General features: G+C 47.4%; 25 protein-coding genes. 2 read left to right on the top strand and 23 right to left on the bottom strand.

The window, feature by feature from the left end:
• Positions 1–12: 12 nt before the first annotated feature.
• The 17 genes from C792_RS0107295 to lepA all read right to left on the bottom strand — a co-directional run bounded on the left by C792_RS0107295 (position 13) and on the right by lepA (position 18,148).
• On the bottom strand, positions 13–1,896 hold the full coding sequence (locus tag C792_RS0107295) for a PTS fructose transporter subunit IIABC (RefSeq protein WP_017548810.1): 1,884 nt from the start codon (positions 1,894–1,896) through the stop codon (positions 13–15).
• A complete protein-coding gene (gene pfkB / locus C792_RS0107290) occupies positions 1,896–2,810 on the bottom strand; it encodes a 1-phosphofructokinase (RefSeq protein ID WP_017548809.1) in 915 nt (304 codons plus the stop codon). The genes C792_RS0107295 and pfkB overlap by 1 nt, the downstream gene beginning before the upstream one ends.
• The gene (locus C792_RS0107285) at positions 2,788–3,558 is read right to left on the bottom strand and encodes a DeoR/GlpR family DNA-binding transcription regulator (protein WP_017548808.1); all 771 of its coding nucleotides are present in this window, start codon (positions 3,556–3,558) and stop codon (positions 2,788–2,790) included. Before C792_RS0107285 ends, pfkB begins: the two co-directional genes overlap by 23 nt.
• Positions 3,559–3,660: 102 nt before the next feature.
• Positions 3,661–4,386: a hypothetical protein gene (locus C792_RS0107280; protein WP_017548807.1), complete on the bottom strand. Its 726-nt coding sequence runs from the start codon at positions 4,384–4,386 to the stop codon at positions 3,661–3,663.
• Positions 4,387–4,397: 11 nt separating this feature from the next.
• Complete coding sequence (gene floA / locus C792_RS0107275) at positions 4,398–5,408, bottom strand: flotillin-like protein FloA (protein ID WP_017548806.1); 1,011 nt, start codon at positions 5,406–5,408, stop codon at positions 4,398–4,400.
• Positions 5,409–5,432: 24 nt separating this feature from the next.
• Positions 5,433–6,128 (bottom strand): NfeD family protein, encoded by a 696-nt coding sequence (locus C792_RS0107270; protein WP_017548805.1) that lies wholly within the window; start codon positions 6,126–6,128, stop codon positions 5,433–5,435.
• 122 nt (positions 6,129–6,250) lie between these two features.
• On the bottom strand, positions 6,251–6,427 hold the full coding sequence (rpsU, locus tag C792_RS0107265; RefSeq protein WP_017548804.1) for a 30S ribosomal protein S21: 177 nt from the start codon (positions 6,425–6,427) through the stop codon (positions 6,251–6,253).
• A gap of 104 nt (positions 6,428–6,531) precedes the next feature.
• Positions 6,532–7,197, bottom strand: a complete 666-nt coding sequence (gene deoC / locus C792_RS0107260; protein ID WP_017548803.1) for a deoxyribose-phosphate aldolase — start codon at positions 7,195–7,197, stop codon at positions 6,532–6,534.
• An 81-nt stretch (positions 7,198–7,278) separates the two neighbouring features.
• Positions 7,279–8,631, bottom strand: coding sequence for a tRNA (N(6)-L-threonylcarbamoyladenosine(37)-C(2))-methylthiotransferase MtaB (mtaB, locus tag C792_RS0107255; RefSeq protein ID WP_017548802.1), 1,353 nt, complete (start codon positions 8,629–8,631; stop codon positions 7,279–7,281).
• Positions 8,632–8,702: 71 nt separating this feature from the next.
• Entirely contained in the window at positions 8,703–9,440 is a 738-nt protein-coding gene (locus tag C792_RS0107250) for an RsmE family RNA methyltransferase (protein WP_017548801.1), read from the bottom strand.
• Between the two features lie 4 nt (positions 9,441–9,444).
• Entirely contained in the window at positions 9,445–10,377 is a 933-nt protein-coding gene (gene prmA, locus C792_RS0107245) for a 50S ribosomal protein L11 methyltransferase (RefSeq protein WP_017548800.1), read from the bottom strand.
• Positions 10,378–10,379: 2 nt separating this feature from the next.
• Positions 10,380–11,507, bottom strand: coding sequence for a molecular chaperone DnaJ (dnaJ, locus tag C792_RS0107240; protein ID WP_017548799.1), 1,128 nt, complete (start codon positions 11,505–11,507; stop codon positions 10,380–10,382).
• Between the two features lie 95 nt (positions 11,508–11,602).
• The gene (dnaK, locus tag C792_RS0107235; protein ID WP_017548798.1) at positions 11,603–13,441 is read right to left on the bottom strand and encodes a molecular chaperone DnaK; all 1,839 of its coding nucleotides are present in this window, start codon (positions 13,439–13,441) and stop codon (positions 11,603–11,605) included.
• Between the two features lie 48 nt (positions 13,442–13,489).
• Positions 13,490–14,074, bottom strand: a complete 585-nt coding sequence (grpE, locus tag C792_RS0107230) for a nucleotide exchange factor GrpE (RefSeq protein ID WP_017548797.1) — start codon at positions 14,072–14,074, stop codon at positions 13,490–13,492.
• Positions 14,075–14,079: 5 nt separating this feature from the next.
• Positions 14,080–15,066 (bottom strand): heat-inducible transcriptional repressor HrcA, encoded by a 987-nt coding sequence (hrcA, locus tag C792_RS0107225; protein ID WP_017548796.1) that lies wholly within the window; start codon positions 15,064–15,066, stop codon positions 14,080–14,082.
• A gap of 96 nt (positions 15,067–15,162) precedes the next feature.
• Positions 15,163–16,281 (bottom strand): radical SAM family heme chaperone HemW, encoded by a 1,119-nt coding sequence (gene hemW, locus C792_RS0107220; protein WP_026090277.1) that lies wholly within the window; start codon positions 16,279–16,281, stop codon positions 15,163–15,165.
• Positions 16,282–16,324: 43 nt separating this feature from the next.
• Positions 16,325–18,148: a translation elongation factor 4 gene (gene lepA / locus C792_RS0107215; protein ID WP_017548794.1), complete on the bottom strand. Its 1,824-nt coding sequence runs from the start codon at positions 18,146–18,148 to the stop codon at positions 16,325–16,327.
• A gap of 161 nt (positions 18,149–18,309) precedes the next feature.
• Between lepA and rpsT the strand changes: the two genes are divergently transcribed.
• Complete coding sequence (gene rpsT / locus C792_RS0107205) at positions 18,310–18,555, top strand: 30S ribosomal protein S20 (RefSeq protein WP_017548792.1); 246 nt, start codon at positions 18,310–18,312, stop codon at positions 18,553–18,555.
• Between the two features lie 61 nt (positions 18,556–18,616).
• Here the strand turns inward: rpsT and holA are convergent, their stop codons facing one another.
• The gene (gene holA, locus C792_RS0107200; RefSeq protein WP_017548791.1) at positions 18,617–19,579 is read right to left on the bottom strand and encodes a DNA polymerase III subunit delta; all 963 of its coding nucleotides are present in this window, start codon (positions 19,577–19,579) and stop codon (positions 18,617–18,619) included.
• 92 nt (positions 19,580–19,671) lie between these two features.
• On the opposite strand from holA, the gene C792_RS14760 reads away from it, so the two are divergent.
• The gene (locus tag C792_RS14760) at positions 19,672–19,809 is read left to right on the top strand and encodes a YqzM family protein (RefSeq protein ID WP_017548790.1); all 138 of its coding nucleotides are present in this window, start codon (positions 19,672–19,674) and stop codon (positions 19,807–19,809) included.
• 14 nt (positions 19,810–19,823) lie between these two features.
• Here the strand turns inward: C792_RS14760 and C792_RS0107190 are convergent, their stop codons facing one another.
• The 5 genes from C792_RS0107190 to rsfS form a co-directional block, all read right to left on the bottom strand.
• On the bottom strand, positions 19,824–21,986 hold the full coding sequence (locus C792_RS0107190; protein ID WP_245537522.1) for a DNA internalization-related competence protein ComEC/Rec2: 2,163 nt from the start codon (positions 21,984–21,986) through the stop codon (positions 19,824–19,826).
• Between the two features lie 77 nt (positions 21,987–22,063).
• A complete protein-coding gene (locus tag C792_RS0107185) occupies positions 22,064–22,528 on the bottom strand; it encodes a ComE operon protein 2 (protein WP_026090276.1) in 465 nt (154 codons plus the stop codon).
• A gap of 19 nt (positions 22,529–22,547) precedes the next feature.
• Positions 22,548–23,165: a helix-hairpin-helix domain-containing protein gene (locus C792_RS0107180; protein ID WP_017548787.1), complete on the bottom strand. Its 618-nt coding sequence runs from the start codon at positions 23,163–23,165 to the stop codon at positions 22,548–22,550.
• Between the two features lie 111 nt (positions 23,166–23,276).
• Positions 23,277–24,020 carry a class I SAM-dependent DNA methyltransferase gene (locus C792_RS0107175; protein ID WP_040608722.1) on the bottom strand — a complete coding sequence of 248 codons (744 nt, stop codon included), beginning with the start codon at positions 24,018–24,020 and terminating at the stop codon, positions 23,277–23,279.
• Entirely contained in the window at positions 24,007–24,342 is a 336-nt protein-coding gene (gene rsfS / locus C792_RS0107170; RefSeq protein WP_017548785.1) for a ribosome silencing factor, read from the bottom strand. The genes C792_RS0107175 and rsfS overlap by 14 nt, the downstream gene beginning before the upstream one ends.
• Positions 24,343–24,346: the final 4 nt, after the last annotated feature.

Raw genomic sequence — 24,346 nt, 5'->3', positions numbered from 1 at the left:
TTAATTGTAAAGTCAGTTCTGTTCAACAGGTTTCTTAAGAAGTCCGAGAATCACACCTGACAGGATTGCCCCGATGAGCAAAGCTGCAAGGAACATCAGCTTTCCTTCACCGATTGTAAGGGCGACGAACAGACCGCCGTGCGGTGCGTTGATCGATGTTGCAAAGGCCATTGCCAGTGCGCCGGCTGTTGCAGAACCGATGATCATTGAAGGGATGACACGTATCGGGTCGGCAGCAGCGAACGGTATTGCACCTTCTGTGATGAAGGAGGCGCCCATGATCAGGTTTGTCGGCCCCGATGAACGTTCAACCTGCGTGAATCGGTTCCTGAACACCATCGTTGCAAAAGCAATGGCCAGTGGCGGCACCATACCACCGATCATGGCTGCTGTAATCGGTTCCGGGTTGCCGGCGGATAGTGCAGCGATGCCGAATGCGTAGGCCGCCTTGTTGACCGGTCCACCCATGTCTACCGCCATCATGCCACCGACAATCGCTCCGAGAAGAACGATATTTCCACCGCTCATGTTGCTGAGTGTCGTGTTCATCCAGTCATTCAGTGCACTCGCCGGCGGATCGACGATATAGTACATGATGACACCGGTCAGAAATACGCCCAGAAGCGGATATAAAAGAACCGGCTTCAGTCCATCCAGTACCTGGGGAAGATTTTCAAGTGCTTTCTTGATGCCAACCATCAGGAAGCCCGCAAGGAATCCGGCAATAAGCCCGCCGAGGAAGCCTGAACCCATCGCAGATGCCATCAGGCCTCCGACCATGCCGGGAGCAAGGCCAGGTCTGTCTGCGATGCTCATGGCAATGAAACCGGCCAATATAGGTATCATCAGTTCAAAGGCATTTGAACCGATAAAGTTGATCATTTCAGCCACCGGATTGTAGTCCGCATGATCCGGATTTGCTGAATGTATGCCGAACATGAAGCTCACTGCAATCAGTATACCACCTGCCACGACGAAGGGCAGCATGTTGGATACACCGTTCATCAGGTGCTTATAGACGGATGGTTTTCCTTTTGAACCACTGTTCGATTCCGCATCAACCTTTTTTTTCGATCCGGCAGAATATTTTGGCCTGGCGCTGTCCATAGACTCGTTTATCAGTTCTTCAGGGCGCTTGATGCCGTCTGCGACAGGGACCTCTACCACATTCTTACCGTCAAATCGCGCCATTTCCACATTTGTGTCGGCAGCAACGATGATGCCAGAAGCCCTTTCTATATCTTCGGCCGTCAGCGGGTTCTTGACCCCTGCCGAACCGTTTGTTTCGACTTTAATATCAATGCCGAGCTCGCCCGCTCTTTTCTTTATTGCGTCTGCCGCCATGTAGGTATGGGCAATCCCTGTCGGGCAGGCGGTAACGGCTACGAGGAAGGGCCGGTCGGATGCTCCTGAGCTCCCTGCTTCTTCCTCCGATGACTCCGAGTCATCAAAATGATCAACCGTATTGATGATATCTTCAGGTGACTTGGCAGCCATCAGCTGATCCCTTGCCTCCCCGTTCATCAATATGGCAGACAGCTTGGCCAATGCATCAAGATGAGTAGTAGCCTGACCCTCCGGTGCCGCTATCATGAAGAATAAAAATGCAGGCTGTCCGTCCATGGAGTCGTAATCAATACCTGCTTCACTTCTTCCAAACATGATGGCGGGGGCGACGACTTCGCCTGTCTGGGCATGGGGAATGGCAATGCCATCTCCGACACCTGTTGTACTTTGTGATTCCCTCCTGTGGATTGCGGCTTCAAATTTGTCTTTATCCGTAATTCTGCGGGCATCATAGAGCCCCTGTACCAGTTCCCCAATGACAGAATCCTTGTTCCCGGAACTGACATTCATGTTGATTGTATCAGTAGTCAGCAATTCAGTTATTCTCATCATTCCACCCCTTCGATTGAATTGATTTCTATATGAGGCACGAGTGCCTCGATTTCGTGGCCCGAGGCAAGATCGTCACTGAAAGCCGTGGCGCTGCCGCTGGCAATCGCATAACGTATACGTTCTTCTATGCCCCTTCTATACACTGCGATAAAACCAGCCACAGTGGAATCTCCGGCGCCGACTGAATTTCTCAGTACTCCCTCCGGGGACGGAATCCGCAGCCGGACATCGGGATTTACAAAAACTGCACCTTTGCCGCCAAGAGTGACGAGAACATTCGATGCTCCCCGTTCAATCAGTTCCTGTGCTGCTTCTACTATATCCGTATCGCAGACAAGCTTCCTGCCTGCAATCCCTTCAAGCTCGAAAAGATTCGGTTTGATAAGGTAGGGGTTATATTGCAAAGTCGAAGTCAGTTTCCCGCCTTCTGTGTCTATGGAGAATGATACATCTTTTTCAAACAGCAGACGCGAGAGCTCCTCGTACAGACGATCATGCCCTTTCGGTACACTTCCTGCAAATATGACATGATCATCGCCGGTGAGTCCGGCCAGCTGATCTTTCAACGATTCTATGTTTTCGTCCGTGATTTTCGGACCATCTGCATTAATTTCTGTTTCAGATGCAGTCTTGAGTTTTATATTGATCCTTGTGTCCTCTTCGATTTCGATGAACCGGTGGGATATTCCCTGCGATTCCAAAGCATCTTTGATGAATCCTCCGGTAAAACCACCGCAGAATCCAAGGGCTGTCGATTCCCTTCCGAGCTGCTTCAATACCCTTGATACATTGATGCCTTTTCCACCGGCATACTTTTCCGTATCGCCGGTCCTGTTCAGAGCTCCGATATCAACTTCGTCCAGTCTCACTACATAGTCAAGCGAGGGGTTAAACGTCACTGTATAGATCATTGCTTTTGCCTCCTGTGATTTCTGCGCCTGATCCTGCCCTTATAAGATACGGGTGGTCAGGATTCTCAGTGATGATTGATGCCTCCGCCAGTGATGCGAATTTGACGAATGCACTTCTTTCAAATTTAGAGCTGTCCGCAAGCACAAAAGCCCTCCGGGCCTGTTCTACAGCCGTTCTTTTGATATGGGCTTCATCTTCATCCGGTGTGGTGAAGCCGTGATGGATATCAATTGCGTTCACTCCTACGAAACACTTATCGAAGGACAGGGTTTTGAGTTTTTCGATAACATCATGACCAACCACCGCTTTAGTTGCCGGCTTCACCCTGCCTCCCAAAACGTGGGTTTTGTGCCCGTTTCTGACCAGCTGGTCGATCAGTGTGATGCTGTTTGTCACAACTGTAACGTCCGATGCTTTTATGAACGGCATCATTTCATAGGTGGTCGTTCCCGCATCAATGAATACAGTATCTCCATCCTCGATCATTTCCGAAGCAATCTGAGCGATTTTGATCTTTTCGGACAGGTTTTTAACCGACTTCTCAGTATAATCCTCTTCCCGTTCCATCTGTTCCACTGTGGCTCCCCCATGGACCCGCTTCAACATGCCTCTGGATTCAAGATACGTCAGATCCCTGCGCACAGTGGCCGTACTGCTGTTTGTTATATCAACAAGATCATTGACCGACCCTGTCCCTCTTTCATTCAGATAATCCATGATTTTTTCATATCTCTGATTCGTTATCATTTCATCACCATCTACAAAATAGCATTCTTAACAATCAAAGTCAATCATAAATAATCATTTTCAATCATAAATAGCAAAAAAAAACGCCAGCTTTTGCTGACGTTATCTTTTTGATTTGGGTTTCCCGAGTATTTCTGAAAAGATGATTCCGTTGAGAACAGCTTTTCTGTCAAATGACAGATCACCTCTGCTCAGTGCCGGTTCGCTCTGTCCTTTTTCACGATCCGGTTTACCGGCTGATACACCGAACAGATCATCTTCATCCAGAGAGTAACGGGAACGTTCTGCAGACTCGCGGCCGCTGTCTTTCACACGCTTTGCGGCTTCGGAACGGTCGACTCCTTCCGCATATGCATAGTCTTTGGCTTTCTGTGCACGTTCTTTGGGCTTTGACCGGTCTGCAGGCAATTTATCCTCATAGTAGTCCATCGCTTTGCTGCCAGTCCTGGATTCTCTGGCTTTTTTCTCGAGGGATCTGCCGAACGGACGGTCTGACCTCGTACGCTCCTGTTTAGACTTCTGAGAACCCGCCGGAGACTGGTTTTCCGGATGGGATCCCATGTTCTCCGACTGAGACTGCCTCTGCTGTGAATCGGTGTTTTCATCAAAAGTACCGAATGAGCGTTCCAGTTCACCTTTTACCTGTTCGAAGAACCCCTTTGAACTCTCCTGCCTGCCGGATGCCGACGGACGGTTGGATCGCTTGTTTGGATTGTTCAGCTTGCCCGGGTCTATATTCCTCTGCTCCTTCTTGTCTTTGTTTTTCTGACTGGCAATGGCAGAGTATATTATTCCGCCTAAAAAGATGAGGAGAGGTAGTATTTCCATGATATCACGACCTATTCGTCTTCATCATTGTAACGTGTCGGATTTGTCATTTTGTTGATGGAATCCCTCATGCTGGTGTCCGCCTCGACATTTTTCAGATTGTAATAGTCTGAAACTCCGATATTTCCACTTTCAAGCGCCTGTGCAAATGCGAGTGGTACTTTGGATTCAGCTTCTACAACTTTGGCCCTCATTTCCTGTACGCGGGCTTGCATTTCCTGTTCCTGTGCTACGGCCATTGCACGACGTTCTTCTGCTTTCGCCTGCGCAATGTTCTTATCAGCAACTGCCTGTTCAGTCTGAAGGTCTGCACCGATGTTTTTGCCGATATCGACATCTGCGATGTCGATGGAAAGGATTTCAAATGCTGTACCTGAATCCAGGCCTTTTGAGAGGACAGTCTGTGAGATGCTGTCTGGATTCTCAAGAACCGCTGTATGCTTTTCCGAAGAACCGATTGTCGAAACAATACCTTCACCCACTCGGGCTACAATTGTATCTTCGCCCGCACCACCGACGAGCCTGTCGATATTTGCACGTACGGTGATGCGTGATTTCGCCTTGACTTCGATACCGTCCATAGCCACACCGTTGATGAATGGTGTCTCGATGACTTTCGGGTTTACACTCATCTGTACGGCTTCCAGTACGTCACGGCCAGCAAGGTCTATGGCCGCACACCTTTCAAATGTAAGATTGATATTGGCACGCTGTGCTGCGATCAGTGCATCGACCACCCTGTCTACATTCCCCCCCGCGAGGAAATGTGACTCAAGCTGGTTCGTAGCAACTTTGATTCCTGCTTTGTGCGCCTTGATCATCGGTTCGATGACCCGCTTCGGTTTGACACGACGGAGTCTCATCCCGACGAGGGAGAAGATACCGACATTGACCCCTGCTGCAATTGCAGAAATCCACAAGCCGATCGGAACAAATGACAGGAAGAATGAAATGACGATAAAGGCAATGATGACCAGGAATATGATCATCAGGCCCGATCCTGTAATAAAGAACAAGTTCATGCTTTGTACTCCTTCCAATTGATATTAATCTTCCACCGGACGTACAACTACGCGTGTTCCTTCGACATGAATGATTTTCACTTTTCTGCCACTCTCGATGAACGCTCCTTCAGCAACAGCATCAATGCGCTCATCCCCGTGACGGATGATGCCGGCCGGTCTCAGAGCGGTTTCCGCATCAGCCTGTTCACCAATAAGATATGAACGGTCGTCAAAAGAAGTATACCCTGATTCGGCATCCGTTGCATCAGTCAGTATGAACTTGTTGAGGAACGGAATTTTACTCTTTTTAAATTTCACTAATATCACCCACTCTATGATTGCTAATATGACGATAGCCAACATGAACAGGCTGAATAAGGCCACATTGTTACTCACCAGGAAAATACTGACGAGCAGCATGATGCCACCGATAATGCCCAGGATGGCACCGATGACAAAAAACTCCACGACGATGAAAATGGTACCGATGATGAACAGTGCAAGGGAGAGTCCGCTGTAATCACTTATCAGCAGGTGGCCGGAGTAGAAGGCGATGATGGACAGGACGGCCATCACCCCGGTGAAATTCACATTATCCGAAAACAGCTGGTAGATGACACCCAGGAAGAAAACTGCTAGTAAAATAAAGGCAACCCATGGCATTGTCACTACATCCCTGAAATCGGCCAGGACACTCGACAGCAGAAATGCACTCGGGACTATTGTAATAACCACCATTAGAATCCCCTCCATTACCTTCATTATACATTAATAAAACAATTATTTAAATTATTACAAAAAAAAGACAGCATATAAATTTATGCTGTCTTCTGTATAGATATTTATCCGGGGGAGACGGATTACTTGAATTTGCGTTTACGGGCAGCTTCAGATTTCTTCTTGCGTTTCACACTTGGCTTTTCGTAAAATTCTCTTTTACGAGCCTCCTGGATTGTACCGCTTTTTGAAACTGTGCGCTTGAAACGGCGCAACGCGTCTTCAATTGGTTCATTCTTTTTAACAACTGTTTTAGACATGATTTTCCCTCCCTCCGAATAAACAAAAGCCTATCTAGTTTACACAGTATTATACTATGTACTCACATATTATAATACAATGATAAAAACCGGTCAACCGGAAATTAATAGTCGCTGTCACTTGTTCCGCCCTGTACTATGGCGATTCCGCTGGATGCTCCGATACGTGTTGCACCACTTTCAATCATCGCTTTTGCATCTTCATACGAACGGACGCCGCCGCTTGCTTTGACACCCATCTCCTCACCTACGGTGAGCCTCATGAGTGTCACGTCCTCAACTGTGGCACCTCCACCGTTGAAGCCGGTTGATGTCTTGACGAAGTCAGCGCCGACCTTCTTGCTGAGTTCACTTGCTTTGACGATTTCGTCACTGTCGAGCAATGCCGTTTCTATGATCACTTTAACGATCGTCTCCTGACCCGCAGCATCGCATACAGCTTTGATGTCATTGAACACATAATCCTCATTCCCGGATTTAAGCGCACCGATATTGATTACCATGTCAACTTCGTCAGCACCGTTCTGCACTGCGTTCATCGTCTCAAATGCCTTGACTTCAGACGTAACTGCTCCGCTCGGGAAACCGATGACGGTGCATACTTTGACATCGCTCTCCTTCAATATTTCCTTAGCAGTCGCCACCCATGCAGGACTGATGCAGACACTCATGAAATTATGCTCCATCGCCTCCTGGCAGAGTTCGAAAATCTGATCCTGTGTCGTTTCAGGTTTTAGTAAAGTGTGATCGATATATTTGGATAGTTCCATGTCTGTTTTCCTCCGATTCCGTAACTGAAGCCCGCCCCGGGCTTTCTCATACAAGTATACAACAAAATGACTCCGTATTCATCAGATTGTCCGTTCAAGATAGGCATAGGCCTTCACCATCGGTTTTTCAAGCACTTTGACGACTTCGCCTTTGCTCACAGGGTATCCAGGTTCTGTTATTTTGACTTTGACGAGCTCTCCTGTAAGCGATGCATCACCTTCAACCTCCACTTTGAGGTAGTTGTCGGAATGGCCGACAAGCCTTCCGTCCTTTTCCTCCTCGGGAATGATTTCCAACACATCATCCTTGAACATTTCAGCATATTTCTGTGCCAGCGAATCCGACAGTTCAATCAGCCGGTGTACACGTTCACTTTTCACACTCTCATCCACCTGGTCGGTCATCCTTGCTGCCGGTGTGCCTGTCCGGATGGAGTAAGGGAAAACATGCAATTCCGAGAAATGGTGCTTGCTGATGAAGTCATATGTCTCCATGAATTCCTCTTCGGTCTCACCCGGGAATCCCACGATTACATCACTCGTGATTGCCACGTTGGGCATGATTTCCTTGAGCTTGATGATGCGGGATTCGAAAAATTCCATCGTATATTTCCTGCGCATGCGTTTTAATACAGTATCACTGCCGGACTGGATCGGGATGTGCAGGTGACGGACGATTTTGTTAGAGCCATTGATGACATCAATGACTTCATCGGTAAGCTGGCTTGCTTCGATACTTGAAATTCTGAGGCGGTTCAACCCGTCGACTTCTTCCAGGTCACGGAGCAGCTGTGCCAGATTGTAGTCTTTCAGGTCTTCGCCGTATCCTCCGGTGTGGATACCGGTCAGTACAATCTCCTTGTACCCTTGATCCACCAGCTGCGCGGCCTGTTCGACGACTTTCTCGGGATCGCGTGAGCGCATGAGGCCGCGTGCCCACGGGATGATGCAGAATGTGCAGAAGTTGTTGCAGCCCTCCTGTATTTTAAGGGTCGCACGCGTACGGTCAGTGAAATAAGGGACATCCATCTCCTCATATGTACGTTTCTTCATGATATTTTTTACACCATTGATCGGCTGGCGTTCCTTGTGGTACTGGTCGACATAGCCGAGGAGTTTGTCACGGTCCTCTGTCCCTATGATGATGTCGACGCCCGGTATGTCCATGATATCTTTGGGCGCGGTCTGTGCATAGCACCCTGTGACACAGACAACGGCATCCGGATTTTTCCTGATTGCGCGCCTTATGACCTGCCTGCTCTTCTTGTCCCCGGTGTTGGTGACTGTACAGGTGTTGATCACGAAAACATCCGCATTCTGATCGAAATCAACACGGCTGTATCCATCATCCTTGAAAACCTGCCACATTGCTTCTGTTTCATAATGATTCACTTTACACCCTAAAGTGTGAAATGCGATCGTTTTTCCGTTCATATAATCAGATCTTTCCTTGTATATTTGATGATTTCATCTTCTTGACATAATAGCACAGCCCGCCTCATTCTTCAATGAGAGGCGGGCTGTTCAAAATGATGACTTATTGCTGAGAGTGCATACAGAGGGGCCGTTTCAGCCCGGAGTATCCGTGCTCCCAGCCGGACAGAATGGAATCTCTCCATCAATCCGGCTTCATTGTCACTGAATCCGCCTTCCGGTCCGAAGACCAGGGCGATACTGTCCCCAGGCCGGATTGTTCCAAGCACCCGCTCCAGGCCGGCGGCCGGATTTCCGACATTGCCTTCGTACGCAAAGATCACTGCATCGAATGCACCGAAATCCGTGTTTTTCAGCGCTTTCCCGAAATTTATATGGGGAAGCATGTTCCGCCGGCTCTGTTCACCGGCTTCCCTGATCACCTTTCCATAGCGTTCAAGGCGCTTTGCACGTTTTTTTCCGTCAAGTTTCACTATGCCCCTGTCCGCTTCGAAAATGTGGAAGTCGAATGCACCGAGCTCCGTTGACTTCTGTATCATCCATTCGAACTTCTCACCTTTCAGAAGCGGACAGAATATACTCGTCCTGACCGGCAGTTCCGGTGACTCTTCGACCGCGGAAACCACTCTGTAATATACATGATCATCCGTCTCTGTCACTTCACAGAGAAAGGCGGTCCGGTTAATATCGACCATATGGAATTCCTGGCCCGGCTTGAAACGCATCACATTCTTCATATGATGCGTGTCGGTGCCAGACATGTACACCGCGCCGGCAGTCAGTTCTTCGTCCGTAAAATACCTCTGCATATAATCATGCCTTCCTGGCCATGATGCTCACCCAACCATTTTCCTCGAGGATTTCAGCGATTTTGAAGCCTGCTGCCTCCATATGCTGGATGATATCATCACGGCGTTTCGTAATAATGCCGGATGCGATGAAAACCCCTCCGAATTTCAGAGTCTCAAATGCATCATCTATCATCTGGTCGATGATATGGGCAAGGATATTCGCAATGATAATGTCATACTGGTCATCTTCAGACGTCAGAAGATCGCCGGTTTCAACAGTCACATCCCCGGCACATTCATTAAGCTCAAAGTTTTCCCTGGCGACCTTCAGTGACAGCTCGTCTATGTCGGTCGCCTTCAGGTCTCTCGCACCCATGAGGTGCGCGCCGATCGTCAGTATGCCGGATCCGGTCCCGACATCAATGATCTTGTGTTCCGGTCTGACAGCATGCTCGATGAATTTCAGGCACATGCCTGTCGTCGGGTGGTCGCCCGTACCGAAGGCCATGCCAGGATCCAGCTTTATCAGCCTGTCTGCTTCCCTGAATTCATAATCGTCGATTTCCCATGAGGGTACGATGACGAAGTTATCCGAAACCCTGAAGCTGTGGAAGTATTTCTTCCACTCGTTTTCCCAGTCCTCTTCATCGATGATGGTACTCTCTATATGGATATCCTCTTTGCACTCCAGACCGGCACTCGCCATGAAACTGTGGATTTCTGCGAGCCTGGCGTCAATATCCTCTGTTTCGTCGAAGTAGACGAGTATGCGGATATCCGCCTTTGGCAGCGTGTCGGGATCCAGTCGGTATTTGTCGTCGAAATCCTCTACACCTTCCTTGAGCAGGTCCAGAGAATGCTCTACAGAAATCCCTTTGGCTATTTCGTTCAGGAATAAAGAGAAAGCATCCTCGTTTGCCTTTTTCGTGCTAATTGAAACTTCATGCCATTTCATAATTAGTCACCCTTAAAAAATCGTCTTGTTTTATCGAAGAAATTCTCATTCTGTTCATTAATCTCTTCCCCGCTGTGTTCTGCCAGCTGCCTGAACAAGTCTGCTTCCTTATCCGAAAGCTTGGTAGGTGTTACGACACTGATGGTAACAAACTGATCGCCGTATCCGTAGCCATGGACATTCTTGACACCTTTTTCCTTCAGACGGAAACGTTTGCCTGACTGCGTACCGGCAGGAATCGTGAGCACGACTTCGGAATTGATTGTCGGGACTTTCACTTCGTCCCCAAGAGCCGCCTGTGCAAATGATATCGGCTGTTCAAAGTGGATGTCGTCACCGTCACGTGTGAACCTTTTATCCGGTCTCACACGGAATACGATATAGAGATCTCCCGACGGTCCGCCGTTTACACCAGGTTCGCCTTTGCCCTGCAGACGGATCTGCTGGCCGTTGTCGACACCTTCCGGGACTGTCACTTCGATTTGGACATCCTTTGTCACAGTGCCTGCGCCTTTACAGTTGTTGCATGGATCTTCGATTTCTTCGCCTGTACCGTTACATGTCGGACATGTGCGCTCTGTCTGTATTCTGCCAAAAGGAGTATTCTGTTCAACTGCTACGCGACCGGCACCGGAACACATCTTACATGTCGATTTCGAAGTCCCCGGTTTGGCACCGCTGCCGTCACATGTTTCACAGGTGACTTCCTTTTTTATGGTGATGGTCTTCGTCACTCCGAAGACGGCTTCATCAAAGCTGACCGTCATCGTATACTGAAGGTCGTCACCTTTTCTCGGAGCATTCGGATCCATGCGGCCGCCACCGCCGAAGAAAGAACTGAATATATCTTCAAAACCGCCAAAGCCGCCGGCACCGGAGAATCCACCGCCACCGCCGCCGAACTGCTGGTTCATTCCCTCATGTCCGAAACGGTCATATTGTGCACGCTTGTCATCGTCGCTCAATGTTTCGTAGGCTTCGGAGGCTTCCTTAAATTTCTCGTCCGAGCCTTCTTCTTTATTTATATCCGGGTGATATTTTTTGGAGAGTCTGCGGTATGCCTTCTTAATTTCATCCTTAGAGGCATTCTTATCCACTCCAAGTACATCATAATAGTCTCTTTTCGCCATTTGATCGCCTCCAGCTTATTTACTATATCATTTAAAAAAGTCAAAGCCAATGCTGTTGGCTTTGACTTTCTTCATTCATCATTCAATATCATATATTATTTCTTATCGTCTTCGTCCACTTCTTTGAAATCAGCATCGACAACATCGTCGTCAGACTGCCCGTCGGCCTCCTGGCCTTCAGCACCTTCAGCCTGCTGTTCCTGGGCCATCTGTTCATAAAGTTTCATGGACATGCCCTGTACGATTTCCTGTAATGCATCCTTTTTGGATTTGATCTCTTCGAGGTCAGATCCTTCAAGTGCTTTGTTGAGCTCTTCTTTCGCAGCTTCGGCTTTTTCTTTTTCTTCAGCCTCCACTTTATCGCCAAGGTCTTCGATTGTCTTATCTGTAGTAAACGTGAGCTGTTCAGCTTCGTTGCGCAGATCAACTTCCTCACGGCGTGATTTATCCGCTTCAGCATTCTCTTCGGCTTCTTTGACCATCCTGTCGATATCCTCATCTGAAAGGTTGGAGCTGGATTCGATGGTAATCTTCTGCTCTTTGCCTGTGCCCTGATCTTTTGCAGCAACGTTCACAATACCGTTTTTGTCGATGTCGAATGTCACTTCGATCTGAGGGACGCCTCTTGGTGCAGGCGGAATATCCGTAAGCTGGAATCGTCCGAGAGTTTTGTTATCCTGTGCCATTGGACGTTCACCCTGTAGTACATGGATATCAACTGCGGGCTGATTGTCAGATGCTGTCGAGAATACCTGTGACTTGCTTGTCGGAATTGTTGTATTCCTTTCGATGAGCACTGTGGAAACACCGCCCATAGTTTCAATGCCGAGTGACAGCGGAGTCACATCAAGAAGGACTACGTCCTGAACATCTCCGGAAAGAACACCGGCCTGGATTGCAGCACCCATTGCCACAACTTCATCCGGGTTGACACTCTTGTTAGGGTCCTTGCCCACTTCTTTTTTGATTGCGTCCTGTACAGACGGAATACGTGTAGAACCGCCGACAAGAATCACTTCATCAATTTCATTTCTATCTATGCCGGCATCTTTGATCGCCTGGCGTGTAGGGCCCATCGTACGTTCTACAAGCTTGTGAGTAAGCTCCTCGAATTTCGCGCGTGTAAGTGAAGTTTCAAGGTGCAGCGGTCCTGCTTCACCTGCAGAAATGAACGGCAGTGAAATCTGCGTTGAAGATACACCTGAAAGATCTTTCTTAGCTTTTTCAGCTGCATCTTTCAGACGCTGCATCGCCATTTTATCTTTGGAAAGATCGATGCCATTCTCTTTTTGGAATGTTTCAACAAGGAAGTCGATGATGATGTCATCAAAGTCATCCCCGCCGAGTCTGTTGTCGCCCGCAGTGGAGAGCACTTCGAATACGCCATCACCCAGTTCAAGGATGGAGACATCGAAAGTACCGCCGCCAAGGTCGAACACCAGGACTTTTTCTTCTGACTCCTTATTGTCAAGGCCATATGCAAGCGCAGCTGCTGTCGGCTCGTTGATGATACGTTCAACTTCAAGGCCTGCAATGCGTCCGGCGTCCTTAGTAGCCTGTCTTTCGGAGTCATTGAAATATGCAGGGACAGTGACGACTGCCTGGGAAACTTTTTCACCCAGGTAGCTCTCTGCAGTTTCTTTCAGGTTCTGAAGGATCATTGCAGAAATTTCCTGCGGTGTATATTCTTTACCCTCCACTTTCTCCTTGTAGTCTGTACCCATATGCCTCTTGACGGACATGATGGTATTCGGGTTTGTGATCGCCTGGCGTTTGGCTACTTCACCCACTTGTTTTTCACCATTTTTAAAGGATACTACAGAAGGTGTTGTACGGTTGCCTTCCGGGTTCTGGATGACTTTGGCTTCGCCGCCTTCCAGAACAGATACAACAGAGTTTGTAGTACCGAGGTCAATTCCTATTACTTTACTCATGAAAAAATTCCTCCTAATTACTAGTTCAAATGATTATTATGAATTTAATTATTCACTGACTTTGACCATGCTTGCACGGATGACACGATCTTTCAGAGTATACCCTTTCTGGAACTCCTCAATGATGATGCCCGGTTCGTCCCCGGACGACTCCGTCATCACAGCCTGATGGTAGTTCGGATCGAATACTTCGCCCGTTGCCTTGATTTCATTTATGTCGTGGCTCATGAGTGTGTTGACCAGATCATTGTAGACCATCTCCACACCTTTGGAAAGTGATTTGAAGGCTTCCGTTTCGCCTTCGATGTTGAGCGCTCTCTCAAGATTGTCGAGTATCGGCAGGAGGTTTTCTGCAATATCCTGGTCTTTATACTTGTTGTTCAGCTCGGCCTCCTGCTTTGTACGGCGCTTGTAGTTCTCGAATTCCGCAAGCATCTTCAGATACTTGTTTTCTTCTGCTTCCACCTGTTCTTTGAGCGACTCTATTTCAGCATCTTTGGGATCCGTCTCCGGCACTTCCCCGGCCGATGCTCCTACTGTCTCTTCTGCGTCAGCTGCAGTATCAGGCTGCGCTTCATCAGAAGTCAGGTTTTCATCCTGGATTACTTCTTCATTCTTTTCCTTTTCTGCCATTGCAGTCACTCCCTTTCACGTTCCTGGTTCCTGAACGAGTACAACAGTCTGATGACTTCTTTGTAACTCATTATCTCGGGACCGATAACCATCAGATTTGCCCTTCGACCAAAAATGTCAAAGTTCGTGGTAATTACCGATATGGAATCATAGTTCCTGTTAAGTTCATCCCCGAAGAATACATCAACACCGTCAATTGTATTTAGATCGATGAGTTCATTCAACTGATCCGATTCCATATCATTATACAGAAGCTGCAGGGTGCTCGTGTCCTCGTTGATCTGATGGATCAGGTGATTGAAACCTGAGCGGCCGCTGATAAGCTTCTGTCCGTTGATTCCGTCCGTAATGCCATCAATGATATCCGCCTTAAGAATATTGAGGGAATCTGCCGAAGTTCTGTCAATCATCCTGACCGCCATCTTACTGAGCGGCTGATCAACAACAGCAAAATTCAACTCATTGCCCAACTTTTCAAGATCCGGGATGGTGATATCCTCACTCATTCCGACCGGTATCTTCTTGATGGCCCCTGACTCCAGGACGATGATGACAAGTAATGTAGATGTCGCTATGGGTGTCAGGTAGATTCCCTTCACCAGCTCATCCTCTTCAGTCATTGAAACCTGCGTCAGATAGCTCGTCATCCCGCTGAAAAAGTCGGCAAGCGCCTGACTCATTTCGTTGTGCTCCATCCCATCAGCAAGAACTGATTTACGCTTCAGACCGGATTCGGTCTCTCCGCTCAGCTGATCTGTCAGCATTCCGATATAATGCCTCAGCGCCTTCCTCGAGGGAATCCGCCCGGCGGAAGCATGAGGTTTTGTCAAAAAACCTTCCGCTTCCAGCCTGGCCATGTCGTTTCTTACGGTCGCTGATGAGATATCAAGGTTATACTTGTCAATCAGGTGTTTAGAGCTAATCGGCGTCAAAACATTCAAAAAATCATCCACAATTGAATAGAGGATGATTTTCTGTCTGTCTGTTAACATTGACATCACCTCATTAGCACTCCATCTCCTCAAGTGCCAATATTAATTTATCAAATTGGTCAAAGTATGTCAATCCTAAAGGTCCTATTTGTTGGTTTAGTTTAAAAAACCGATGAAAACACTGTTGCCGACAAGCCTTCCCGCTTTCGTCAGACTGATGAAACCATCCTTTTCCATGAGGTTCCCTTTTCCTTTTTCATCATCGATTACATCACCGTACACAGAATCCAGGCTCCTGCCGTACTTTTCCTCAAAGCGGCGCATATCGACACCCCTGTTCATTCGCAGGCCGAGGAACATTTCTTCCTCCATCTGCTCATTAAGTGTCAGTTCAACCGTTTCCTTGACCGCCGAACCGTTTTCCTCTATAGCCCGAATGTAGTGGTTCACCGGCTTTGTATTGTAATACCGTTTTCCGCCGACATATCCGTGACTACCCGCTCCGAGACCAAAGTATTCATCATTCTTCCAATAAGTCTTATTATGTGCAGATTCGTATTCTTTCTCAGAGAAGTTCGATATTTCGTACTGAGGGTAGCCCAGTTTGGCAAGCTCACCCATGATATACATATATTTTTCACCTTCGGCTTCGTCATCATCCACTTTCATCTGCCCTTTTTGGATCCGGTTGTAAAAGACAGTATGCGGTTCGATGATCAGTGAATACCATGAGATGTGCTTCGGCTTAAGTTCTGAAATATATTTCAGACTGTCTTTGATATCATCCATCGTTTCGCCGGGGAGGTTGTACATCAGGTCTATCGAATAGTTGGTCAGCCCGATCTCCTCCAGGTGGCTGATCGCCCGGAATATATCATCATAGCCGTGCGAGCGCCCGAGAACTTTCAGCAATTCATCATTGAATGTCTGAACACCGAGACTGATCCGGTTCACCCCGTGGTTATGAAGCAGATCGAGCTTTGCCATCGTAAGTTCATCCGGGTTCGCCTCGAAACTGAACTCTTCCGTCACTGTGAATCTGCTGTCTATTTCAAGGAGCAGCTTTTCAAGCTGTGCTTCGCTCAAAGCGGTCGGAGTGCCGCCGCCAACAAAAATTGTACGCAGCGTCATCGGCTCAATCTGTCTCATCTCTTTGATCAATGCATCCACATATGCATCCACAGGCTGGTTGTCGATCAGCACTTTGTTGAAATCACAGTAGGTGCAGATACGGTTGCAGAATGGGATATGGATATACATGCTGTCTACCATCAAATTCACTCCTAATCAAAAGGAAAAGCCACTGATACAGTGGCTGTTACTCTTCATCCATTTTAAGAACAGCGAGGAATGCTTCCTGTGGTATCTCCACATTCCCGACTGATTTCATTTTTTTCTTACCTTCTTTTTGTTTCTCAAGCAGTTTGCGTTTACGGCTTATGTCCCCTCCGTAACATTTGGAAAGGACGTTCTTGCCCATGGATTTGATGTTGGTACGAGCGATGATTTTCTGTCCGATGGCAGCCTGTACGGGTACTTCGAACTGCTGGCGCGGAATCAGTGTCTTGAGTTTTTCCACGATGAGCTTGCCACGTTCATAGGCAAAGTCGCGGTGCACGATGAAACTCAGTGCATCCACCTTTTCATTATTCAGCAGGATATCCATCTTGACGAGCCTGCTTTCCTTGTAGCCGATCAGTTCATAGTCGAAGGATGCATACCCTTTCGTATTCGATTTCAGCTGATCGAAGAAATCAAATACGATTTCAGAAAGCGGGATTTCATATATGATGTTGACGCGGATGTCATCCAGATAATCCATAGTGACAAAGTTGCCGCGTTTCCTCTGGCACAGCTCCATGACCGAGCCGACATAATCACTCGGGACCATGATCGTCGCCTTCACATAAGGCTCTTCGATGCGGTCCACTTTTTGCGGATCCGGCATCTGTGAAGGGTTGTCCACTACCTCTTTCGAACCGTCAGTCATATGGACATCATAGATCACCGACGGTGCGGTGGCGATAAGTTCGATGCCGAATTCCCTTTCTATGCGCTCCTGAACTATCTCCATGTGGAGCAGCCCGAGAAATCCTGTCCGGAAACCAAAGCCCAGTGCCTGGGAGGTTTCAGGTTCATACTCCAGTGACGAATCATTCAGTTCAAGTTTTTCCAGCGCCTCGCGGAGGTCATTGTATTTGTTGGAATCGATCGGAAACATGCCGCAGAATACCATCGGATTCATCTTCTTATACCCCTTGAGCGGTGTCGCAGCAGGGTTGGCGGCAAGTGTTATCGTATCCCCCACACGTGAATCGCCGACCGTCTTGATGGCTGCAGTGAGGAAACCTACATCGCCGACCGTCAATTCTTCCACCGCCATCGGTTTCGGTGTATTGATGCCGACTTCGGCCACTTCAAATTCCTTGCCCGTCGCCATCATTCTGATCTTATCCCCGGCCCTCACCGTACCTTCCATGATCCTGATCGAGGAGATGACACCCCTGTACGGATCGAATATGGAATCGAATATCAGCGCTTTCAATGGTGCGGAAGGGTCTCCTGCAGGAGCAGGCACTGTTTCCACGACACTCTCAAGTATCTCCTCTATGCCAATGTTGGCTTTTGCAGATGCTTTGATTGCATCTTCTTTGGGCAGCCCAACAACATCCTCCACTTCCTGCGCAATGCGCTCCGGATCGGCAGCCGGAAGGTCTATTTTATTGATTACCGGGATGAGTTCGAGGTCGTTGTCGAGAGCAAGATAGACGTTGGCAAGCGTCTGGGCTTCGATCCCCTGTGCAGCATCGACTACAAGTACCGCCCCCTCGCATGCAGCAAGGGACCTGGAAACCTCGTATGTAAAATCTACGTGTCCCGGAGTATCTATCAGATGAAAAATATAATCTTCGCCGTCCTTGGCTGTATATTTCAACTGAACGGCATTCAGTTTAATTGTGATACCGCGCTCACGCTCTAAATCCATCGAGTCCAAAAGCTGTGACTTCATCTCTCTGGAGGCGACTGACTGGGTATTTTCCAAAATACGGTCGGCCAACGTGGATTTACCGTGATCGATATGCGCAATGATTGAAAAATTCCTTATCTTTTCCTGTCGTTCAATACGCTCTTGATCATTCATATATCTTCCAACTTTCTCTTATTGACAATGGTTGTATTATATCAACAATCAAATTTTTCTTCAATTCATTTTCCCATTTATATTGCATAAGATGAACACCTTTGGTAAAATAACTTTTGTTGCAATTAAAGTTGTACAAGTCCGGGATGGAGGTGAATGCTATGCCTAACATTAAATCAGCAATCAAACGAGTTAAAACAAGCGAAGCGGTAAATGCCCAGAACAGTGCCCAGAAAAATGAAATGCGTACTGCAGTCAAGCGTGCGATGACCGCTAAAGAAAACAATGCAGAAAACGTTGATGCACTTGTATCTGAAGCAGTTAAAAATGTTGATAAAGCAGCAAAGAAAAATCTTGTTCATACGAACAAAGCTGCACGTATGAAATCAAAACTCATGTCAAAATAAAACCTTCCCTGCGGAAGGTTTTTTTGAACAGAAATGAACCGGTGCCCTGCACCGGTTCATTTCATATTTCGAGCACGAACAGCTCGAAAAGTGTCTCCCTGTCAAGATAGCTTGATTTGAATTTATAGTCAATGTCCCGGCACATCACCATCTTCCCTTCGAGCACGGCCTGGCTGTACCTGCCCACATCACGGCTGGCGAGTTTCACTCTATATGGATGGACTTTCAGTGAGCGTGCGATATTATCCGCCTGATAGCCCTGTGAGAGCAGAAGCTTGACCTGGTATAAAAGCCTGAACTGCCCGATGATCAGATGAAGCAGCTGCATCGGCTCCTCCTTCTGCAGTATCAGTTCCCGCAGCAGTCCGATTGCCTGTGCCTTCTTTTGAGACAGGATGAGGTCGGTCAGCCTGAAAATGTTCTGCTCCAGGCTGACACTGACGACTGCTTCCACGTCCCCGGCAGTTACCGTCCCCTCCGTATACAAAATCAGTTTATGCATTTCATTGGTCACTGTTTCGTAGCTGATGCCTGTACGGCTGATGAATGCATCCATCGCCCGCTTGTCCATCGACACATCATTGTCCCGGAGCATCCGGGAAAGATACTGGCGGATTTCCTGCTCATTCATCTCGGCCACTTCCGTAACATTCCCCTTCTGCTTCATTATCTTGGTGATTTTCTTACGGTTATCCAGCTGTTCACTGAAGACTTTGAATATGAGCAGTGTATCGTCATTCTTATTCGTCAGGTAATCGACGAGGCGGTCGATGTCATGGTTCACTTCCGACTTTACTCTCGCTCCGGTAAATGAGAAGGCATCGTTCACGACGACCGTCTTCCTGTCGGACAAGAACGGCAGTGTCTGTGCTTCTTCTATGATTGCCTCTACCGTGGTTTCTTTGTAGTTCAGAGTGACAAGGCTGAATTCATCGGGTTCTTCGAGGAATGAACCGGCGAGTTCCCTGGCAGTCTCTGTTATGCGCATGGTATTTGAACCATATATCAGCTGCAGTCGTTCCAAAATTGAGTCACTCCCATATTATTCTCATTCTATTATAGCTTTTTTAAGCGATTTATCCTATACTGTAATTGATATGTTTAGGAGGTAATTCCATGAATAAATTCGAAAAACATGTACAATCCAAAAACAATGATGTAATTGATTCCGGCCTGGCATTTGTTGTAGGTTTTGCAGGACTGACTGTAATCTACGTCATCGCACAGATCTTCCAGATCGTTGCAGACATGTAGTAATCTGCGAGCTGCTAATGCAGCTCTTTTTTTATGCAGTGATCAAGCTCCGGTGCAAGCTTTGTTTCGACACACATTTCATTCCCGCGGATGTTGAAGCGGACCATGCCGTGTTCTGAAGTATCAAAAATCCGTGCATGCTTGAGTCGCCCGATCACTTCAGGATGCGGGTGGCCGTACCTGTTATCTGCTCCGGCAGATATGACCGCATAACTGAAATCGGTATTCTGGATAAATCGTTCTCCTGTCGAGGTGTTTGAACCATGGTGTGCCAATTTTAATACATCCATCTCAAGATGACCATACATTTCAATCATGTTCTCCTCCATCTGTGAATCGGCATCACCGGTGAACAGGAAATTGAATCCCCCGGTATTCACCATCATCACAATTGAATGCTGATTTGAGTCATCACCGCCGGGATTCTCCTCAGGAAACAACTTTTTCATCCTGATTCCACCAATATTCACCTCTTTTATCTCCATGGCATTGACAAAATCCCCCTCATAATCGCCGATCCCCTCTGTATGATACCACTCCTGGAATGCCGGATCTCCAGGATTTACATAGATATGGTCAACCTGTCTATTCTGCAGAATGTGCAGAGCCTCCCCTGTATGATCCAGGTCCATGTGTGACAGAACCATCATATCCAGCCGGTCGATTCCGGACTCCTTCAGATAGGGAAGCACTGTTTTCTCGGACAGCGGGAATCTGTTCTCCTCCGGATAGAACTTGCCGCCAGTATCTATCAGAACCGTCTTATTATTCCTGTGGTCCTCCACGATAAACGCATCACCCTGACCTACATCCACCATCGTGATGGTATAGTCATACCAAGAGACCCTGTCCAGTATAATGATGATGAAAATGAATAGTGCGGTATACACGCATATTCTTTTGAAATTGCCAAGACATATTTCCCTCATGATCATATATGACAGAAAAATGAGCATTATGAGCCCTACAGCATTGGGACTCTGAACAGAAAAACGGTGTTTGAAAAGATTTGACAGAAAGAGGATGAACTCCTTCAACCCTGTAAACACAAAATGATAAATTTCATCGGCAAATGCCGGAAAGACAGTGAATGCCATGAAGTTGTAGATGATCACCATCGGAAAGATAAGGAAAGAGAACAGGGGGACGAAGATGAAATTCATGACCAGGCCGCTGACACTTACTTCATTGAACTGCTGGAGTACCACTGTAAGGGTTGAAACTTCAGCAATGGCTGTTACCGCCATCAGCTGGACGGATGGTGCTTTCGCCTGCCAGTACGGCCGGCTTAGTATGATGAGACAGGTAGTGATATAGGACAGCTGGAACCCGGCATGATACATCACCAGTGGGTTGTACAGTACCTGGATGATTGCAGTGACCGAAATCACTGTCAGGTAGGGCTTGGCCCTGAAGAACGAGGTGGTGATCAGCATGATGGCCATCAATACCGCCCTGAGTACACTCGGGCTGAAGAAATTCAGCATGAGGAACAGCAGCAGACAGATGATCATGATTACCTTTATCATATTTATCGTGAACCGCATGCGCTTGAGCACAAAGAACAATATACCGCTGACAAAAGCGACATGGGTTCCTGAAATGACATACAGATGATATATGCCGAGTTTCTGCAGAGCATCGAAAAAATCCGGGGTGATGTAGGATTTATTGCCGATGGACAACGTAAGAATATCGAAGGCATAGTCATACTCCGACCTTGAGAGAATTCTGTTTATATACTTATCTCTCATAGCGGACAGGTGCATACCGAATGTCTTCTCTGCCGGGACACAATCATCCTGGTCGATGCTATCATGATAGATGCGTCCATCCAACCCGTTCATTTTCATGGTAAGGCGTTCGTCCCTCTTTATGAAATTACGCTCCTCCCCGGGCACAGTGACCCGGAAAGTATCGCTGCATGTGTAACCGACCGAAAGCCTCGCTGGATCATCCAGGAACATGTCATAAGTTTTCTCCCCGTTTGTAACAACATGGGCGATACCATCCCTGTGATACTTGTACCCTGTTACGGTCACATGTGCCACATGGTCCTCCTCAACATTGTCCGGCAATAAAAAGACAGCCATCATGGTGAAGGCTGTGAGCAGAAGAAATGCAGATACTATTTTTACAGAATGGAACTTGCGCCAGGCGATTGTAATTGAGATCAATATAAAAAAGACCCCCACAGGTGGGGATCCGAGACTGATGTAGCCGTTGATTATGGACAGGAGGATCAGAAAGGCAATCATACGATACTCTCAAAATAATGGGCAACGCGCTCATTATCGAAATCGATGCGTTCGTAATGGACTCCCGTCTTATCCAGGAGATACAAGGCATAATCATGATTCTTGTAGTCCCTGGCATAATATATGTTGCTGATGCCTGCCTGTATGAGTGATTTTGTGCAGTGTATACATGGAAAATGCGTGACGTAGACACTCGCCCCTTCAGTTGATACACCGAACTTCGAACACTGCAGCAGTGCGTTGATCTCGGCATGGATGGTGCGTATGCAGTGTCCATCCTCGAGGAGACATCCCACATCAATGCAGTGATCTTCGCCTGATACCGAACCATTATATCCACCTGCTATGACACGGTTTTCCTTAACAATGGTTGCACCCACCCTCAGCCTTTCACATGTTGACCTGAGGCTGAGCAGGTGACTTTGTGCCAAAAAATAATCATGCCAGTCGATTCTCAAAATTATCCCCCGCTTCTCTCTTTTAATCTATTGTAATATATGGTTTGAGACTTTCAAAAGTTTTTTCTCCGATTCCCTGTACATTCATCAGATCCTCGGGCGTCATGAACAATCCGCTCTCCTCCCGGTAATCGATGATAAGCTGTGCCTTCTTCTCCCCGATCCCGTTCAGACTCGTAAGCTCCGGAACACCTGCGGTATTTATATTGACTGTATCATCTCCGGCATCTGCCTGGGATCCGAAGCCGGCAGCCGGGTCGAATTCCCCGGCCTCGCCTTTCTTCGGCACATAGATTACCATCTCGTCTGCCAGTTTCATAGACTGGTTGACAGTCAAAAGATCGGCAGCGGCATCAGGCTGAGCCATTTCCAGCACATTCTTCACCCTGGCATCCTTCGGCATTTCAAAAACGCCGGGATACTCCACCGCACCCTTCACTTCAACAAAGATGCTGGCATCCAGAGTCTCAACCGGTGCCTCTTCACTTTCTTCAGTGACCTCCTGGACTGGGAACGGTTCGACTGCCTCAGCTCCGTCATCGCCGAAAAAAATCAGAAAAGCCAGGGCAGCAGCAGTGATGAGAAAAAGACCGCCCGCAATATAGAGATTGTAACGCTTCCAGAAAACCTTGATATCCATAATACTCCTCCTTAAAAAGCTCTTTATATATATATGGATAAAAAGGCCTGTTTTGATTATTTATTTCGTCAAATAAATAAAATAACTCAAAAAAACTTTGTAACCTGACGGCTACAAAGTTTTTTTGACAACATAGAATACCCGGTCACAGACTTCAGTCACTGGATTATACATATCAAAATCACTGAATGCAAAATCCAGTTTAAGACCGGCATCATCAATCATTCTGATCATATCCTTATGCCGGTATGTCCGCTGGCTATGCACCTCACTGAAGCGCCTGTACATACTGTCACTCTCTTCATCACGAACAAAGAAAGTCATGTCATGAATGACGGATAAGGGAGACTCACCAGGTATTGCATGCCATATATAGGTGATATGTTCCGTTTCATCACTGTACGTGACACCATTCAGTTCATTCTCCATCTTGTATGCGCTGTGTATATCAAAGATGAAGACACCGTCATCAGACAGATGCTTTTTCACCTGGGTAAAAACCTTCATCACTTCCTCAGGGTCCCGGCAGTAATTCAGTACGTCGACTGTGGCACAGATGACATCAAATGTCCTGTCCAGTTCAAAATACCTCATGTCATCTGTAAAATATCCGATATCTTCCGGCCCCTTCTCCCTGGCTTGTGAAATCATGGCCCCGGCCTGATCGAATGCGGAAATGTCTTCATACTCAAACTTCCCGGTAAGGTTTCCGGTCCCACAGCCGATATCGAGCAACGAGCGGCGCCCATCCCTGAATTGATGGATGATGTCGAGCCAGAGTGCATATGGCATATCATATGTCAGTTCATCATAGTACCTGCTGAACTGCCTGTAGGTTGAATCAGACTTCAACATGCTCACCATTCTGGAACAGGCGTTCAAGATTGTAGTAGTCCCGTTCAGGTTTGTGAAATACATGGATGACGACATTGTCAACATCACACAGTATCCATTTCGCCTCCCTGTAGCCTTCGACCACAGGTTCTATGCCATAATCCTTTGCAACTTCCTTGATTTCGTCGGCAATCGCCTGTACCTGCCTGTCGGAAGTCCCGTGACAGATGATATAATAGTCGGTCACACTGCTTGTTTCCGTCACGTTGAATTTCATTATATCTTCTGCACGCTTATCATCACATGCTTCGATCATCAACTGCAAAAGTTCTTCACTCTGCATCGTT

Origin of the sequence: Salinicoccus carnicancri Crm, assembly GCF_000330705.1 — a bacterium.
GTDB classification, from domain to species: domain Bacteria; phylum Bacillota; class Bacilli; order Staphylococcales; family Salinicoccaceae; genus Salinicoccus; species Salinicoccus carnicancri.
Note: the sequence above shows the minus strand (reverse complement) of the source record. Positions and strands in the feature narration are given on the sequence as shown.

Coding starts and splice junctions, on each gene's coding strand:
- C792_RS0107295 (WP_017548810.1), bottom strand. CDS start 1,896: ATGAGAATAACTGAATTGCTGACTACTGATACAATCAACATGAATGTC.
- pfkB (WP_017548809.1), bottom strand. CDS start 2,810: ATGATCTATACAGTGACGTTTAACCCCTCGCTTGACTATGTAGTGAGA.
- C792_RS0107285 (WP_017548808.1), bottom strand. CDS start 3,558: ATGATAACGAATCAGAGATATGAAAAAATCATGGATTATCTGAATGAA.
- C792_RS0107280 (WP_017548807.1), bottom strand. CDS start 4,386: ATGGAAATACTACCTCTCCTCATCTTTTTAGGCGGAATAATATACTCT.
- floA (WP_017548806.1), bottom strand. CDS start 5,408: ATGAACTTGTTCTTTATTACAGGATCGGGCCTGATGATCATATTCCTG.
- C792_RS0107270 (WP_017548805.1), bottom strand. CDS start 6,128: ATGGTGGTTATTACAATAGTCCCGAGTGCATTTCTGCTGTCGAGTGTC.
- rpsU (WP_017548804.1), bottom strand. CDS start 6,427: ATGTCTAAAACAGTTGTTAAAAAGAATGAACCAATTGAAGACGCGTTG.
- deoC (WP_017548803.1), bottom strand. CDS start 7,197: ATGGAACTATCCAAATATATCGATCACACTTTACTAAAACCTGAAACG.
- mtaB (WP_017548802.1), bottom strand. CDS start 8,631: ATGAACGGAAAAACGATCGCATTTCACACTTTAGGGTGTAAAGTGAAT.
- C792_RS0107250 (WP_017548801.1), bottom strand. CDS start 9,440: ATGCAGAGGTATTTTACGGACGAAGAACTGACTGCCGGCGCGGTGTAC.
- prmA (WP_017548800.1), bottom strand. CDS start 10,377: ATGAAATGGCATGAAGTTTCAATTAGCACGAAAAAGGCAAACGAGGAT.
- dnaJ (WP_017548799.1), bottom strand. CDS start 11,507: ATGGCGAAAAGAGACTATTATGATGTACTTGGAGTGGATAAGAATGCC.
- dnaK (WP_017548798.1), bottom strand. CDS start 13,441: ATGAGTAAAGTAATAGGAATTGACCTCGGTACTACAAACTCTGTTGTA.
- grpE (WP_017548797.1), bottom strand. CDS start 14,074: ATGGCAGAAAAGGAAAAGAATGAAGAAGTAATCCAGGATGAAAACCTG.
- hrcA (WP_017548796.1), bottom strand. CDS start 15,066: ATGTTAACAGACAGACAGAAAATCATCCTCTATTCAATTGTGGATGAT.
- lepA (WP_017548794.1), bottom strand. CDS start 18,148: ATGAATGATCAAGAGCGTATTGAACGACAGGAAAAGATAAGGAATTTT.
- rpsT (WP_017548792.1), top strand. CDS start 18,310: ATGCCTAACATTAAATCAGCAATCAAACGAGTTAAAACAAGCGAAGCG.
- C792_RS14760 (WP_017548790.1), top strand. CDS start 19,672: ATGAATAAATTCGAAAAACATGTACAATCCAAAAACAATGATGTAATT.
- C792_RS0107180 (WP_017548787.1), bottom strand. CDS start 23,165: ATGGATATCAAGGTTTTCTGGAAGCGTTACAATCTCTATATTGCGGGC.
- C792_RS0107175 (WP_040608722.1), bottom strand. CDS start 24,020: ATGTTGAAGTCTGATTCAACCTACAGGCAGTTCAGCAGGTACTATGAT.
- rsfS (WP_017548785.1), bottom strand. CDS start 24,342: ATGCAGAGTGAAGAACTTTTGCAGTTGATGATCGAAGCATGTGATGAT.